The sequence below is a fragment of the Pseudomonas wadenswilerensis genome, from assembly GCF_900497695.1.
Classification (GTDB): Bacteria; Pseudomonadota; Gammaproteobacteria; order Pseudomonadales; family Pseudomonadaceae; genus Aquipseudomonas; species Aquipseudomonas wadenswilerensis.
Genome location: NZ_UIDD01000002.1, coordinates 35,082 through 50,232, shown reverse-complemented (window position 1 = coordinate 50,232; position 15,151 = coordinate 35,082). Strand labels below are relative to the sequence as shown.

12 protein-coding genes are annotated in these 15,151 nt (G+C 62.3%); 5 read left to right on the top strand and 7 right to left on the bottom strand.

The window, feature by feature from the left end:
- Positions 1-50 precede the first annotated feature (50 nt).
- The 4 genes from CCOS864_RS03140 to CCOS864_RS03125 form a co-directional block, all read right to left on the bottom strand.
- Entirely contained in the window at positions 51-1,085 is a 1,035-nt protein-coding gene (locus CCOS864_RS03140) for an ABC transporter substrate-binding protein (RefSeq protein WP_010221457.1), read from the bottom strand.
- A gap of 40 nt (positions 1,086-1,125) precedes the next feature.
- Positions 1,126-2,250, bottom strand: coding sequence for an ABC transporter ATP-binding protein (locus CCOS864_RS03135; protein WP_038998451.1), 1,125 nt, complete (start codon positions 2,248-2,250; stop codon positions 1,126-1,128).
- Positions 2,251-2,530: 280 nt separating this feature from the next.
- Positions 2,531-3,160: a response regulator gene (locus CCOS864_RS03130; protein WP_115085040.1), complete on the bottom strand. Its 630-nt coding sequence runs from the start codon at positions 3,158-3,160 to the stop codon at positions 2,531-2,533.
- 9 nt (positions 3,161-3,169) lie between these two features.
- The gene (locus tag CCOS864_RS03125) at positions 3,170-5,560 is read right to left on the bottom strand and encodes a PAS domain-containing sensor histidine kinase (RefSeq protein WP_115085039.1); all 2,391 of its coding nucleotides are present in this window, start codon (positions 5,558-5,560) and stop codon (positions 3,170-3,172) included.
- 94 nt (positions 5,561-5,654) lie between these two features.
- Here CCOS864_RS03125 and CCOS864_RS03120 point away from each other — a divergent pair, with 94 nt between their 5' ends.
- Positions 5,655-6,659 carry an alpha/beta hydrolase family protein gene (locus CCOS864_RS03120; RefSeq protein ID WP_115085038.1) on the top strand — a complete coding sequence of 335 codons (1,005 nt, stop codon included), beginning with the start codon at positions 5,655-5,657 and terminating at the stop codon, positions 6,657-6,659.
- Here CCOS864_RS03120 and CCOS864_RS03115 read toward each other — a convergent pair.
- Genes CCOS864_RS03115 through CCOS864_RS03105 form a run of 3 tightly spaced genes read right to left on the bottom strand, consistent with a single transcriptional unit; the run spans position 6,656 to position 9,115 of the window.
- Positions 6,656-7,420, bottom strand: a complete 765-nt coding sequence (locus CCOS864_RS03115; protein WP_115085037.1) for a TerB family tellurite resistance protein — start codon at positions 7,418-7,420, stop codon at positions 6,656-6,658. The two genes, CCOS864_RS03120 and CCOS864_RS03115, sit on opposite strands and share 4 nt — an antisense overlap.
- Before the next feature lies 1 nt (position 7,421).
- Positions 7,422-8,093 (bottom strand): N-acetylmuramate alpha-1-phosphate uridylyltransferase MurU, encoded by a 672-nt coding sequence (murU, locus tag CCOS864_RS03110; RefSeq protein WP_115085036.1) that lies wholly within the window; start codon positions 8,091-8,093, stop codon positions 7,422-7,424.
- Positions 8,090-9,115 carry an aminoglycoside phosphotransferase family protein gene (locus CCOS864_RS03105; RefSeq protein ID WP_115085035.1) on the bottom strand — a complete coding sequence of 342 codons (1,026 nt, stop codon included), beginning with the start codon at positions 9,113-9,115 and terminating at the stop codon, positions 8,090-8,092. Before CCOS864_RS03105 ends, murU begins: the two co-directional genes overlap by 4 nt.
- Before the next feature lie 130 nt (positions 9,116-9,245).
- Between CCOS864_RS03105 and CCOS864_RS03100 the strand changes: the two genes are divergently transcribed.
- Genes CCOS864_RS03100 through rsmA form a run of 4 tightly spaced genes read left to right on the top strand, consistent with a single transcriptional unit; the run spans position 9,246 to position 15,151 of the window.
- On the top strand, positions 9,246-12,062 hold the full coding sequence (locus CCOS864_RS03100; protein WP_115085034.1) for an LPS-assembly protein LptD: 2,817 nt from the start codon (positions 9,246-9,248) through the stop codon (positions 12,060-12,062).
- Positions 12,043-13,362 carry a peptidylprolyl isomerase gene (locus CCOS864_RS03095; RefSeq protein ID WP_115085033.1) on the top strand — a complete coding sequence of 440 codons (1,320 nt, stop codon included), beginning with the start codon at positions 12,043-12,045 and terminating at the stop codon, positions 13,360-13,362. The genes CCOS864_RS03100 and CCOS864_RS03095 overlap by 20 nt, the downstream gene beginning before the upstream one ends.
- On the top strand, positions 13,359-14,348 hold the full coding sequence (gene pdxA, locus CCOS864_RS03090) for a 4-hydroxythreonine-4-phosphate dehydrogenase PdxA (RefSeq protein ID WP_115085032.1): 990 nt from the start codon (positions 13,359-13,361) through the stop codon (positions 14,346-14,348). The genes CCOS864_RS03095 and pdxA overlap by 4 nt, the downstream gene beginning before the upstream one ends.
- On the top strand, positions 14,345-15,151 hold the full coding sequence (gene rsmA, locus CCOS864_RS03085) for a 16S rRNA (adenine(1518)-N(6)/adenine(1519)-N(6))-dimethyltransferase RsmA (RefSeq protein WP_115085031.1): 807 nt from the start codon (positions 14,345-14,347) through the stop codon (positions 15,149-15,151). Before pdxA ends, rsmA begins: the two co-directional genes overlap by 4 nt.

Below are 15,151 nucleotides of genomic sequence, written 5' to 3'. Positions count from 1 at the left end.
TCTTGAGAACAAGGAGCGCCGGCGGCAAGCCGACGCCCCATCAGCGGCCCTTACTTGGCAGCCCAGGCGTTGAAGCGTTGCTCGAGTTGCTCGCTGTTGTCCGCCCAGAACGCCACGTCGATCTGAACCTGGTTGGCGATGTTTTCCGGGGTGGTCGGCATGTCTTTCTTGATCTCGTCGGACAGCAGCGCAACAGCCTTGGAGTTGGCCGGGCCGTAGGCGATATTTTGCGAGTAGGTCTTCTGCTGATCAGGCTGGACCGAATAGGCGATGAACTTCTTAGCCTGCTCGACATCTTTGGCGCCTTTCGGGATGGCCCAGGCGTCGAAGTCGTAGATACCGCCGTTCCAGACGACTTTCAGGTTGCTCTCTTTTTGCACGGCGGCAATGCGGCCGTTGTAGGCCGAGCTCATGACCACGTCACCCGAGGCCAGGTATTGCGGTGGTTGCGCACCGGCTTCCCACCACTGGATGCTCGGCTTGAGTTCGTCGAGTTTCTTGAAGGCACGGTCCTGGCCTTCCTTGGTGGCGAGTACCTTGTAAACGTCCTTGGGCGCAACACCGTCGGCCATCAGGGCGAATTCGAGGGTGTACTTGGCGCCTTTGCGCAGGCCGCGCTTACCCGGGAACTGCTTGGTGTCCCAGAAATCCGCCCAACTGGTCGGCGCAGTCTTCAGCTTGTCGGCGTTGTAGGCCATGACCGTGGACCAGACGAAGAAGCCAACACCGCAAGGCTGGATAGCGCCGGGAACGTAGTCGGATTCGTTACCGAAAAGTGCAGGATCAAGCTCCTCGAACATGCCTTCGTCGCAACCTCGGGCAAGCTCTGGCGATTCGACCTCCACCAGGTTCCACGACACGCTCTTGGTGTCGACCATGGCTTTGACCTTGGCCATTTCACCGTTGTACTCGCCAGCGACGATCTTGCCGTTGCCCGCCTTTTCCCATGGCTCGTAGAACGCCTTGACCTGGGCCGCCTTGTTGGCGCCGCCGAAGGAAATCACGGTCAGGTCGGCCGCCGCCATGGCCTGGGTTGCCGCGAACAGGCCCAGAGTCAGGGCGGTCAACTTCAAGTGTTTGCGCATTATTATTCTCTCCACAGTACAGGGTTGGTGAAGCAAACCTTCAATTGGCTTCCAGCAAAGGATCGAGCGCGCGGGCGTGCTCCACCTGCCAGCCAAGCGGTACCACATCGCCCACGGCCAGGGCCGGGTCGAGTTCGGCAATCGGCTGCTTCACGAAGAAATCGGCCTTGCCGCAGACTTCCAGGCGAACCCGCACGTGGTCGCCCAGGTAGATGAATTCGGCTACCCGCCCGGAGAAACGGTTGACGCAGCTTTCGCTGTGACCATTGAGGCGCACGCGCTCGGGGCGGATCGACAGGGTTACCGGTTCGCCGGCCTGACCGACATTGACCGCCAGTGCCTCGACCTTTTCGCCGCGCGGCAGCAGCACCTGGCAGCGCTCGCCGTCGTGGCTGAGCAGACGACCATTGATGCGGTTGTTTTCGCCGATGAAGTTGGCGACGAAGGTGTTCTTCGGCTCTTCATAGAGGGTGCGCGGGTCGGCGATCTGCTGGATCTCGCCCTGGTGGAACACCGCGACGCGGTCGGACATGGTCAGCGCTTCGCCCTGGTCGTGGGTGACGTAGACCACGGTGACGCCCAAGCGCTGGTGCAGGTGCTTGATCTCCATCTGCATGTGTTCGCGCAACTGCTTGTCGAGGGCCCCCAGCGGTTCGTCCATCAGTACCAGTTGCGGCTCGAACACCAGCGCGCGGGCCAAGGCCACCCGCTGCTGCTGGCCACCGGAAAGCTGGCCGGGGTAACGCTGGGCGAAGGCGTCGAGCTGGACCATGTTGAGCACACGTTTGACCCGCTCGCTGATGTCGGTCTTGCTCAGGTTGCGCACGCTCAGGGGAAACGCCAGGTTCTCGGCCACGGTCATGTGTGGGAACAGCGCATAGTTCTGGAACACCATGCCGATGTCGCGCTTGTGCGGCGGCACGTTGTTGATCGAACGGCCGGCCAGCTGGATCTCGCCTGCGGTCGGCGTTTCGAACCCTGCGAGCATCATCAGGCTGGTGGTCTTGCCAGAACCGGACGGGCCGAGCAAGGTGAGGAACTCACCCTTGCGGATATCCAGGTTGAGGTCTTTGACGATCAGCGATTCGCCGTCGTAGCTCTTCTGCACACCACGGAAGCTGACCAGCACTTCGCCGGTTGCAGCGCTCGAATTCACCTCACTCATACCCGCACCTTTTTATTGGATGACTGCTGTATCCAAAGCCTAGTGAAGGCGGCAAGCGGCGCAAATCGGGGGTGGAGAGAGATTGATATCAGCGCGTTGGAAGGCTTGGTGTAGGGATTGCCCTACAAGGATGGCGTTTTTGGATAAGCGCTGAAAACTTCATCGCCACAACCATCGCTATCGCTGGCAAGCCAGCTCCCACAAGAGCCATGCCTGTTGGTTTTCTGTGGGAGCTGGCTTGCCAGCGATGAAGGTAAGCACGATGTCGCTTCTGGAACACTCACAACAGTTTGTGCTCCATCGCATACTTCACCAGTTCCGCCAGCGAGTTCACGTTGAGCTTCTGCATCAGCCGCGCCTTGTGGGTGCTGATGGTCTTGTTGCTCAGGGCCAGTTGCTGGGCTATGTCGTTGACGTTGGCGCCTTGGGCCAGGCGCTCGAACACCGAAAACTCGCGCTCCGACAGCAACGAATGCAACGGCCGTGCATCGGTCAGGCCGACCTCGAAGACCATGCGATCGGCCAGGTCCGGGTCGATATAACGCCCGCCACCGGCCACCCGACGAATGGCGGTCAGCAACAAGGCCGGATCGCTGTCCTTGGTAGCGTAACCGGCAGCGCCGACCTTCAGCGCCCGCGCCGCCATCTGCGCTTCGTCGTGCATCGACAGCACCAGGATCGCCGGCGGGTTGTTCAAGGCGCGAATCCGTGGAATCGCCTCCAGGCCGTTGACCCCAGGCATGGAAATATCCAGCAGGACCACCTCGCACGCGGTATGGCGCAGGGTTTCCAGCAGTTGCTCGCCATTGCCGGCCTCCCCCGCTACCTGCATGTCCTTGGCCAGGCCGATCAACTGCTTGATGCCTTCACGGACAATGGTGTGGTCTTCGGCAACCAGTACTCGAATCACGCAATGCTCCTAATCCAGGGGGATGGCCACGCTCAGGCTGGTGCCCTCGCCCGGCTCGCTTTCCAGGGTCATGCTGCCGCCCAGCATGAGCACCCGCTCACGCATGCCGACCAGGCCAAATGAGCATGGCCTACTTTGTTCCAGGACAAATCCTGCGCCATCGTCGATCACCGTCAGCCGCAAGGTCTGGCCGTCGAGGCTCAAACTGATCTGCACAGTATGCGCCTGGGCATGGCGCATGACATTGGTCAGCGCCTCTTGCAGGATGCGGAACAGGCCAATGGCCTTGGCATCACTCAAGGGTGGCGGGTTTTCCAGCACTTGCACCAGGCAAGGGATCTGCGTGCGCGCTTCGAAGCGCCGGGCCTGCCACTCAATGGCCGAAGCGATGCCGGCATCGAGGATCGGCGGACGCAGGGCGGTGGCTACATCGCGCACCAGCTGGAACAGCTGGGCGATCAGGCGTTTCATGCTGCCCAGGCGCTCGTTGAGGCCGGGATCCAGCTCGGCGTAGGCCAGTTCGCACATGGAGGTTTCCAGCTTCAGTACTGTGAGCATCTGCCCCAGTTCATCGTGCACTTCCCGCGCTATACGGGCTTTTTCTTCCTCACGAACGCTTTCCAGGTGCGCCGACAGTTCACGCAGCTGTTCCTGGGAGCGGGCCAGTTCGAGCTCGACGCGCTTGCTCTGGCTGATATCCCAGACCACCCCGTCCCAGACCACCCGGCCATCCACCAACGTCCGGGTGCTGGCCTTGATATCGGCCCAGCGCTGTTCGCCCTGGCGGGTCAGGATCCGCCCCTGCCAGGACCAATCGCTGTCAGTGGCCAGGGCCAGGTCCTGGACCCGGTGATACTCGGCGCGATCGTCCGGGTGCACGAGGTTGCGCAGGCCCATGTCCGGGTGTTGCAACGCCGCAGGCGGATAGCCCACCAGGGCTTCGCTGCCTTCACTGATATAGGGGAATTCCAGCTCGCCTTCGGCCGGGTTGCGTTCGAGGCGAAACACCAGGCCCGGCACGTTGCCGGCGATGCCCTTAAGCCGCGCCTCGCTCTCGCGCAATGCCGCCAATGCCCGTCGGCGCTCGGTGACGTCGGCGAGAAACACCACCAGGTACTCGGCATCGCGAAAACGCAGGAAGCTCAGCGACACATCCACCGGCAACAGGCTGCCATCGGCGCGCAGGCACCGGGTTTCAAAGTGCTGAGGGGCTTCATCGCTGGTTCGGGCGCGCTTCCACAGGTCGAGCCAGCGGTCCATGTGCAGGGTCGGCTCGAAATCGATCAGCGGCCGATCGATCAGAGCCCCCGAAGCGTAACCAAGCATGCTTTCAGCGGCCCGGTTGGCGTAGCGTACATGGCTGTCCCAGTTGACCCAGAGAATACCCACGGTGCTCTGGTCGATGGAGAACTGGCTCAGGCGCAGGGCTTCTTCGCGGGCCTGACGCTGGGCCAGGGTGTCGCGGGTGGCCAGCAGGCTGTGTTCGAGCTGATGCAGTTGCCGACGCTGCCAGATGACGATGGCCACACAACTGAGCAGCAGTGCCGCCAGCAGCAGGCCGAGGTTCTGCCAGAATCCCGGGGATTCGCTCAGGCGCGGGTATTTGGGCTCCAGCCAGCGCTGGTGCAGTTGCTCCAGGTCCTTGGGCGGAACAGCCTGCAGGCCGCGTTCAACAATCCCGGCAAGCTCGGGCCAGTCCCGCCGCGAGCCCACCCGTAACAATTGCGGCAGGCCGATATCACCGACCACCACCAGTTCGCTGAACTCGCTTTCCCGTGACAGGCGGCTCAATTGCGCCTCATCCACCACGGCAAATCTTGCTTGCTCGCTGAGCACCAACTGCAAGGCCTGGCGCTCTTGAGGCACCCCTTGCAAATTCAGGTTCGTATAGGTGGCACGCAGATAGTCGGCAACGGTGCTGGGCATGCGCACGGCGACCCGATCGGTACTGGCCAGTTTCTCCAGATCCACCGCCACTGCGCCGGTACGCGGCCCGACGATCAGTTGCGGTACCCGCATGTAAGGGTCGCTGAACAACCACAGACGCAAGCTGGCCGGTGTCTGGGTCAGACCCGGGGCAAGATCGACTTCACCGGCCAGCAGCGCATGCTCCAGTGCCGCCTGGTCAGGAAAGTTGCGCCAGGTGAGGTCCAGCCCCAGCGAGCGGCCGAGCCAGTTCATCAGCTCGACGTTGACCCCGTAGAGCTGCTGCAAACGCCGATCGAACTGGGCAAAGGGTGCTTGCAGCACCAGCCCGACCCGCAAGCTGCGATGCTGCTCAAGCCACTGTTGCTGGGCAGGCTCCAGCACAACCTGCGCAGGCGCGGCAGCCGAAGCTGCCCCCGTGATCAAGGGCAGGCAAAAACAGCCGATAAGCAACAGGCAGCGCAAAAGTTTCATCTGCACTCTCATCAAGGGTAGGACGGCCACCGAGCATGGCCGTCCCGAGCAAATACTATTAGGCTGCCGGTATTAATCTGGCCTGGATCGATCCATGTTCGCACTTTATCGCACGACGCTGCCGGCGTTATGCCTGTCACTGATACTACCTTGTACCGCACAAGCGGCAGCTGGCGAAACGCCAGAAGCTGCCGCCGACAGCAAACCTGCCGCTGTCGAACGCCAACCGCTGGCCGAACGCAGCCAGGAAGATGCCCTGGCCCTGGAGCGCCAGGTTCCTCAGGCTGAACAGCAAACCCTGCAGGCCGGCAGCGACAGCTTCCTGGCCCTGTGGAAGCCAGCCAACACCGCCGAGCCCGAAGGCGCCCTGATTATTCTCGCCGGTGCCGGCGAAAATGCCGATTGGCCAAAGACCGTCGGCCCGTTGCGGCGCAAGTTTCCCGATGCCGGTTGGCACAGCCTGAGCCTGGCCCTGCCAGACCTGCTGACCAACAGCCCGCAAGCGCGCGTCGAAGCAGCGCCGGCGCCAGCGCAAAAGGCCGAGCAAGGCGAAAGCGCGCCGGTCAAGGACACCCCAGCCAATGCCAATGCCAGTATCGAACAGGCCACGGCCGCCGAAAACGACAACAGCGAAAGCGTCGAGCAGGCAAAGGCGCCGGTCGAGAATGACAAGGCCGATGCCGAACGTATCTTCAATCGCCTCGATGCCGCCGTTGCCTACGCCCAGCAGCAAAATGCTCGCAGTATCGTCCTGCTCGGCAACGGCAGCGGTGCTTATTGGGCTGCCCGCTACCTGAGCGAGCGGCAACCGGCGCAGGTACAGAAGCTGGTGATGGTCGCCGCACAGACGCCGACTCAGGCCGAACACGGCCTGGACAGCCTGGCGCCGACGTTGAAAGTGCCGACTGCAGACTTTTTCTATGCCACCCTGCCTCAGGCCAAGCGCGCGGCCGAACAGCGCCTGCAAGCCAGTAAACGCTTGAAGGACGCCAACTACCGCCAGGTCAGCCTGACCGCCGTGCCGGGCAACAGCGCAGCGGAACAGGAACAACTGTTCCGCCGCATCCGTGGCTGGCTGAGCCCGGAAAAGCTCGACTAGAAGCCGCGGCGCTTGCGAATGACGGCGTAGGCCTGATGCAGCTCGCGGGTACGTTCGGTTGCCTCGCGAATCTGCAAAGGGCTGGCGCCATTGCCCACCAGCTTGTCCGGATGGTGGCGGCTGAGCAGCCGCCGATAGGCTTGCTTGATCTGCCCGGCGTCGGTTTCTGCACTGACCCCGAGCATCCGCAAGGCCTGCGGATAGCCCAGGATACCGTCGGCCAGCGCCGCCTTCTGCGGTTCGTAGTCCAGCGCCAGGGCCTGGACCTTGGCCGACGACCAGCCCAGGGCCTGGCCCCACGCCAGTAACAGCTCACGCTCGTGCCGGCCGGCCTGGCCATCGGCCCAGACCATGCGCCAGCAAGCACGCAACATGCCTTCGGCGGCATGAGGCTGTTGCTTCAGACGCCGCAAGTGCGCACCCAGGCGCTCTTTGCCGCGCTTGCCGCGATTGAAGGCAGCAATGGCGCGGCGCCTGGCCGGCTCGTTCATCTCCAGCCGCTGCATCTCCACCCGCGCCTGCTGGATATGGCCATCGACCACGCGCCCGTCGCTCTTGGCCAGGCGCCCGAGCAGCACGAACAGTACTTCGTCGTCGCGCAACACCGGCCGCCCTCCCAGGCGTTCGCGCACATGCGCCCAACTGTGCAACTGCAAACGGCGGTCCATCGCCTGACCCAGCAACGCCCCCAGCAAAGCCCCTGGAATACTGGCGATGGCAAAGCCTGCCCCGGCACCTATCACTGTGCTCGGCCACAACATGTCAGCGGCGCTCGGCGAGCAGTTGCTCGACTTCAGCCAGACGTTCCAGGGTGCCGACATCCACCCAGTGCCCACTGAAATGCTCGCCACTGACTTGCCCGGCCGCCATCGCCTGACGCAGCAGCGGCGCCAGCTTGAAAGCACCCGCCTGGCAGTCGGCGAACAGTTGCGGGGCCAGCACGGCAATGCCGCTGTAGGTCAGCGTGTCGACATCGGCATTACCGTCACGGACCTGGCTCTGATCCAGGCAAAAATCGCCCTTGCCATGATGGTCAGGGTTATCCACCAGCACCAGGTGGGCCAGCCCGTTCAGGTTTTTGGGCAGGCGGGCAAAGTCGTATTCGGTCCAGATATCGCCGTTGACCAGCACAAATGGCTCATCGCCCAGCAACGGCAGGGCCTTGAAGATGCCACCGCCGGTTTCCAGCGGCTCGCCTTCCGGCGAGTAACTGATACTCAGGCCCCAGCGTGAACCATCGCCCAAGTGATCTTCGATCTGCTGCCCAAGCCAGGCGTGGTTGATCACCACGTCCTTGAAGCCGGCCGCCGCCAGGGCACGCAGGTGATACTCGATCAGCGGCATGTCGGCCACCGGCACCAGCGGTTTTGGCGTGTGCAGGGTCAGCGGGCGCATCCGCTCGCCCTTGCCCGCGGCGAGAATCATCGCTTTCATGGACGCACTCCGGCAGCGGCCTGAAGGCTCTCGATCAACTCGTCCAGCTCGGCCAGTTCCGGGCGACGGGCGATCACATCATCTATATAGGCAAAGAAGCGCGGCACATCGGCCAGGTAGCGCGGCTTGCCGTCGCGGTGGCAGATACGAGCGAAAATACCGATGACCTTGAGGTGGCGCTGTACGCCCATCAGGTCGCTGGCACGGTGGAAGTCTTCGAAATCGGCCTGCACCGGGATGCCTTTGGCCTGGGCGCGCTGCCAGTAATCCTTCAGCCAGCCCTGCACGCGTGCCTGCGGCCAGCTCAGGAAAGCATCCTTGAACAGGCAGGTGATGTCATAGGTGGTCGGTCCGTATACCGCATCCTGAAAGTCCAGCACGCCGGGGTTCGGCTCGCTGTGCATCAGGTTGCGCGGCATGAAGTCGCGGTGCACCAGCACTTTCGGCTGGGCCAGCGCGCTGTCGATCAGCAGGCTGCTGATACGCTGCCAGGCGGCCAGTTGCGCGTCGTTAAAGCCAAGGCCCAGCTCACGGCCCACGTACCACTCGGGGAACAGCTCAAGCTCGCGACGCAGCAACGCCACGTCGTAGCTTGGCAACGGCGCGTCCATCGGCAACTGCTGGAAGGCCAGCAGCGCTTCGATGGCGTCGTTGAACAGGCCATCGGCATTCTCGGCGTTGATCACATCGAGGTAGGTCTGGGTGCCCAGGTCGCTGAGCAGCAGGAAGCCGCGCTCAAGGTCCTCGGCATGAATAACCGGCACATTGACCTTGGCAGTGGCCAGCAAATGAGCAATATCAACGAACGGCCGGCAGTTTTCCTGCGGCGGTGGCGCATCCATGACAATAAAGCTGTGGCCTTCGGCCTGCCAGCGGAAGTAGCGGCGAAAGCTCGCATCGCTGCTGGCGGCGGTCAGGCTACCCGCGGGAACCGTGCCCCAGCCCTGTTTATGGAACAGGTTTGCCAGCTGCTCGGCGAGCCAGACATTCAGGTGTTGCAAGCGTACATCGTGATCGGGCATTACAAGGGTCTCCGACGGCCCTAGCCGTCAAGCGGGTCATGCTTTATTATCCAGCATCTTTTTCAGACCATCGAGAGGCGTGCGGCCCCACACGCGGGCAGATGGCACGCAGGAAGCCCGGACTAATAAGATGGCATTGAAATCCCCCGCGTTTCGTAAAAAATTCCCGTTGCTGGTCACCGGCGGTTTGCTGGCGATGCAACCTCTGGCCACCCCATACGTGGTTGCCGCAGAGCAGTTCGACTGCCAAGTGTCTGCTGCCGGAGGCTGGGACTGCAAGCCCAAAACCCCAGCCGCCGCACTGCCGCCACGCCCGGTGCATGTCGGTGCCGCTGCCCCCTCGTCCGGTGAAACGCCAGCCGGTACCGGCGAGGTTGCCCAGGAGCAGGGTCAAGGCACGGTGCTGGTCACCGAAGCCAAAGGCCGCGTGCTGAAGTCCCGCAGCCCCGACGCCAGCCACCTGGACTGGGTGCCGCGCGACCAGCTGACCCCGGCCCAGCTCGCCGAAACCGGGCCTTATTGCGCCGGCGCCTACATCGAGCCGACGCGTCCGGGCATGGACGACACCACACCCAAAGACGAATCGCCGACCTTTATCGGCGCCAAGGTCTCGCGCTACCAGCAGGAGCAGCAGATCGCCACCCTCGCCGGTGACGTGGTCATGCGCCAGGGCAGCATGCAGGTCGAGGCCGACGAAGCCAACCTGTACCAGGCCGAGAACCGTGGCGAGCTGAGCGGCAACGTGAAGATTCGCGACAACGGCTCGCTGGTCGTGGGCGATCACGCCGACATCCAGCTGGACACCGGTGAAGCCAAGGTCGACAACGCCGAATACGTGATGCACAAGTCACGTATCCGCGGTAGCGCGCTGTACGCCAAGCGTGCCGAAAACGCCATCATCCGCCTCAAGGACGGTACTTACACCACCTGTGAGCCGAACAGCAACGCCTGGCAGCTCAAGGGCAACAACATTACCCTGAACCCGGCCACCGGCTTCGGTACCGCGACCAACGTCACCCTGCGGGTCAAGGATTTCCCGGTGTTCTACACACCGTACATCTACTTCCCGATCGATGACCGTCGCCAGTCCGGCTTCCTGCCGCCGTCGTTCAGCACCAGCAGCGACACCGGCTTCACCCTGGTGACGCCGTACTACTTCAACCTGGCGCCAAACTACGACGCCACCTTGTATCCACGCTACATGGCCAAGCGCGGCATGTTGATGGAAGGCGAGTTCCGCTACCTGACCAAGTCCAGCGAAGGGCAATTCGGCGGTGCTTACCTGAATGACAAGGAAGACGAGCGCAAGCTGCAGACGGATTACAAAGACCAGCGCTGGATGATCAACTGGCAGCACAAGGGCGGCCTCGATGAGCGCCTGATGACTGAAGTCGACTACACCGATATCAGCGATCCGTACTACTTCCAAGACCTGGAGTCGGACCAGATCGGTGTCGAAAGCAAAGACTATATCAATCAGCAAGGTGCGCTGACCTACCGTGGAGATGACTACACTGCCCGGTTGAACATGCATGCCTTCAAGCTGGCGACTATTACCCAGATTACTCCGTATGACCGCCTGCCGCAGCTCACCTTCAGTGGCATGCTTCCTTATCACCCAGGCGGCCTCGATTTTGCCTACAACACCGAGTTCGTACGGTTCGATCGCGACTTGCGCAGCGGCAACTACGTCGACGATAAGGGCAATCCCGTGCCGCGGTATGACAACAACGTCTTCGCCCTCGCCCGAGCTACTGGTGATCGAATCAATCTGGCCCCTGAAGTCAGCCTGCCACTGGACTGGACCTACGGCTTCCTGAAGCCATCGATCAAGTACATGTACACCCGCTACGACCTGGACCTGGACAATAAAGGTAAACAGGACATTGCAAACGGTGTAGCCGCAGCAAATGCAGGCGGCCCCGATTTCCTATACGGTGAGTACTCTCGAAACCAGAGCCGCAACGTTCCGATTTTCAGTGTGGACAGTGGCCTGTTCTTCGACCGTAAAACCCAATGGTTCGGCAAGAACTACACCCAGACGCTTGAACCACGCCTGTTCTACTTGTACGTCCCATACCGCGACCAGCTCGACATACCGGTCTTTGATTCCGGTGAGAGCACATTCAACTACTCGTCGTTGTTCCGCGATAACCGCTTCAGCGGCACTGATCGTGTAGGTGACGAAAACAAACTGTCGCTTGGTATCACTAACCGTTGGATTGAAGAAAACGGCTTTGAGCGTCAACGTTTCAGCATTGGCCAAGCACTCTACTTCAAAGACCGCAAGGTTCAGTTGCCGGGTATCGACTGGCGTACTCGCGATGACGCACAAGCAAATGTGTCGCCATATGCTTTGGAGTATGAATACCGTTTCAACCGCGACTGGCGCTTCAACTCGGACTTCAACTGGGATCCGGACAGCCGCAGTACTCGCTCGGGTAGCGCGATGTTCCACTACCAGCCTGAAGATAACGTGAACAAGGTTATCAACCTTGGCTACCGCTATCGCAATGACATGGTCCGCTATGACAACGCTACCGGCAAATGGTCTGTTGGCGGTGGAGACTACAGTGCTCCAGGCGATCCGAACTACGTCAAGGACTACTACAAGATCCAGCAACATGACTTCTCGGTCATGTGGCCGATCGTCCCACAGTGGTCCGCGATCGCTCGCTGGCAACATGACTACAACCGTAACCGCACCCTGGAAGCCTTCGGTGGTTTCGAATACGACAACTGCTGCTGGAAACTGCGCCTGATCAACCGTTACTGGATTGATTACGACGAGTTCAGCCAGGATGCACCGCAAAACGAAAAAGGCGACCACGGCGTCTTCCTGCAGATTGTGCTGAAAGGCCTCGGCGGCGTAGTGGGCAACAAGGTCGAGTCTTTCCTCGACCAGGGCATTCAAGGTTATCGTACTCGTGAAGACCAAGCTTACTGATTGTCTGCGCCCGCTGTTGCTGGGCGCGGTATTGCTGACCGGCACGGCGCACGCCGCCGTGCAACCCCTGGACAGCGTTGTGGCCATCGTCGACAACGACGTGGTGATGAAAAGCCAGCTGGACAGCCGCGTGCGTGAAGTCCAGCAGACCATCGCCAAGCGTGGTGGCTCCGTGCCGCCCGCCGGCGTGCTGGACCAGCAGGTGCTCGAACGCCTGATCGTCGAAAACCTGCAATTGCAGATCGGCGATCGCTCGGGCATCCGCATCACCGACGAAGAGCTGAACCAGGCCATCGGCACCATTGCCCAGCGCAACGGTATGAACCTGGAGCAGTTCCGCGCTGCCCTGGCTCATGATGGCCTGTCGTACGAAGATGCCCGCGAGCAAGTTCGTCGCGAGATGATCATCAGCCGCGTACGTCAGCGCCGGGTTGCCGAGCGCATTCAGGTCTCGGAGCAGGAAGTGAAGAACTTCCTCGCTTCGGAGCAGGGCCAGATGCAACTGTCGGAAGAATGGCGACTGGCCAACATCCTGATCCCGACGCCGGAAAGCGCCAACTCGGCGCAGATCCAGGCGGCGGCCCAGAAGGCCGGCGAGGTGTACACGCGCCTGAAGAGCGGCGCCGACTTCGGCCAGATGGCAATCGCCAGCTCCGCCAGCGAAAACGCCCTGGAAGGCGGCGAAATGGGCTGGCGTAAAGCCGGTCAGCTACCGCCTGACTTCGCCAAGTTGCTCAGCAGCCTGGACGTCGGCGACGTCACTCAGCCGCTTCGTATCCCTACCGGTTTCATCATCATCAAGATGCAGGAAAAACGTGGCGGCGGCGGAGCCACCATGCGTGACGAAGTGCATGTCCGTCACATCCTGATCAAGCCGAGCGAGATCCGCAGCGAAGCGGCTACCCAGGAGCTGGCCCAACGGCTCTATGACCGTATCCAGAACGGTGAGGACTTCGCCACGCTGGCCAAGAGCTTCTCCGAAGACCCTGGCTCGGCACTCAATGGCGGCGATCTCAACTGGATCGATCCAAGCGCCCTGGTGCCGGAGTTCCGCGAAGAAATGGCCAACGCCCAACAGGGCCAGGTGACCAAGCCGTTCAAGACCCAGTACGGCTGGCACGTCCTTGAAGTGCTGGGCCGGCGTGCCACCGACAGCACCGAGCAAGCCCGCGAGCAACAAGCCATGAACGTGCTGCGTAATCGCAAGTACGATGAAGAGCTGCAGACCTGGCTGCGTCAGATCCGTGACGAAGCCTACGTCGAAATCAAGCTTCCTGGCGCCGATCAGGCCGCGCAGTGAAACCTCAGCGCTTCGCCCTCACACCCGGCGAGCCGGCCGGCATAGGTCCTGACCTGTGCCTGCTGCTCGCCACGCAAGCCCAGCCACACCCCCTGATTGCCATTACCAGCCGTGACCTGCTCGCCGAGCGGGCCGCGCAGCTGGGCGTGGCCGTCAGCCTGCTGCCGGTGAGCCTCGACGCCCTCCCCGACCAGCCCGCCCCCGCGGGCAGCCTGTATGTCTGGGATACGCCGCTGCAAAACCCGGTGGTAGCAGGCCAGCTGGACAAGGCCAACGCCGGGTTCGTGCTGGAAACCCTGACCCGCGCCGGGCAAGGCTGCCTGGACGGGCATTTCGCCGGGATGATCACTGCCCCCGTGCACAAGGGCGTGATCAACGAAAGCGGCATCGCCTTTTCTGGGCATACCGAATTCCTCGCCGACCTGACCAGCACCGCGCAAGTGGTGATGATGCTGGCAACCCGCGGCCTGCGCGTGGCCCTGGTGACGACTCACCTGCCCCTGCGTGACGTTGCCGACGCCATCACCAGCGAACGCCTGGAGCGTGTCACGCGGATCCTGCATGCCGACCTGCAACACAAGTTCGGCATTGCCAACCCGCGCATCCTGGTTTGCGGCCTCAATCCGCACGCCGGCGAAGGTGGCCACCTGGGCCATGAAGAAATAGACACCATCGAACCGACATTGGCGCGCCTGCGCAGCGAGGGCATGGACCTTCGCGGCCCGTTGCCCGCCGACACCCTGTTTACCCCCAAATATCTGGAGCACTGCGACGCAGTGCTGGCGATGTACCACGACCAGGGCCTGCCCGTGCTCAAGTACAAAGGCTTCGGCGCGGCGGTCAATGTGACCCTGGGCCTGCCGATCATCCGCACCTCGGTCGACCATGGCACTGCCCTGGACCTGGCCGGCAGCGGCAAGATCGACACCGGCAGCCTGCAGGTCGCCCTGGAAACCGCCTACCAGATGGCCGAGACCCGAAAATGACCGAGCAATACCAACACAAGGCGCGCAAGCGCTTTGGCCAGAACTTCCTGCACGACGCCGGCGTCATCGACCGCATCCTGCGCTCGATCCACGCCAAGGCCGGCGAGCGCATGCTGGAAATCGGCCCGGGTCAGGGCGCCCTGACTTCCGGCCTGCTGGCGAGCGGCGCACAGCTGGACGTGGTCGAGCTGGACAAAGACCTGGTACCGATTCTCAACCAGCAGTTCGCTAACCGCGACAACTTCCGCCTGCACCAGGGCGATGCGCTGAAGTTCGACTTCACCAGCCTGGGTGCGGCGCCGAACAGCCTGCGCGTGGTCGGCAACCTGCCGTACAACATCTCCACGCCGCTGATCTTCCACTTGCTGGCCAACGCCGAGCTGATCCGCGACATGCACTTCATGCTGCAGAAAGAAGTGGTCGAGCGCCTGGCCGCAGGCCCTGGCGGTGGTGACTGGGGCCGCCTGTCGATCATGGTGCAGTACCACTGCCGGGTCGAACACCTGTTCAACGTCGGCCCGGGCGCGTTCAATCCGCCGCCCAAGGTCGATTCGGCGATCGTGCGTCTGGTACCGCACGAAACCCTGCCGTTCCCGGCCAAGGACCATCGCCTGCTAGAGCGCATTGTCCGCGAAGCCTTCAACCAGCGCCGCAAGACCCTGCGCAACACTCTCAAGGCCCTGCTCAGCAGCGACGCCATCGAGGCTGCCGGCGTCGATGGCAGCCTGCGTCCGGAGCAACTCGACCTCGCCGCCTTCGTGCGCCTGGCCGACAAGCTGGCCGAGCAACAAGGCGCCGCGTAA

What these genes read in the sequence shown, in the direction of transcription:
- CCOS864_RS03140 (WP_010221457.1), bottom strand. Translation starts at nt 1,085, where the DNA reads ATGCGCAAACACTTGAAGTTGACCGCCCTGACTCTGGGCCTGTTCGCG.
- CCOS864_RS03135 (WP_038998451.1), bottom strand. Translation starts at nt 2,250, where the DNA reads ATGAGTGAGGTGAATTCGAGCGCTGCAACCGGCGAAGTGCTGGTCAGC.
- CCOS864_RS03125 (WP_115085039.1), bottom strand. Translation starts at nt 5,560, where the DNA reads ATGAAACTTTTGCGCTGCCTGTTGCTTATCGGCTGTTTTTGCCTGCCC.
- CCOS864_RS03120 (WP_115085038.1), top strand. Translation starts at nt 5,655, where the DNA reads ATGTTCGCACTTTATCGCACGACGCTGCCGGCGTTATGCCTGTCACTG.
- CCOS864_RS03115 (WP_115085037.1), bottom strand. Translation starts at nt 7,420, where the DNA reads ATGTTGTGGCCGAGCACAGTGATAGGTGCCGGGGCAGGCTTTGCCATC.
- murU (WP_115085036.1), bottom strand. Translation starts at nt 8,093, where the DNA reads ATGAAAGCGATGATTCTCGCCGCGGGCAAGGGCGAGCGGATGCGCCCG.
- CCOS864_RS03105 (WP_115085035.1), bottom strand. Translation starts at nt 9,115, where the DNA reads ATGCCCGATCACGATGTACGCTTGCAACACCTGAATGTCTGGCTCGCC.
- CCOS864_RS03100 (WP_115085034.1), top strand. Translation starts at nt 9,246, where the DNA reads ATGGCATTGAAATCCCCCGCGTTTCGTAAAAAATTCCCGTTGCTGGTC.
- rsmA (WP_115085031.1), top strand. Translation starts at nt 14,345, where the DNA reads ATGACCGAGCAATACCAACACAAGGCGCGCAAGCGCTTTGGCCAGAAC.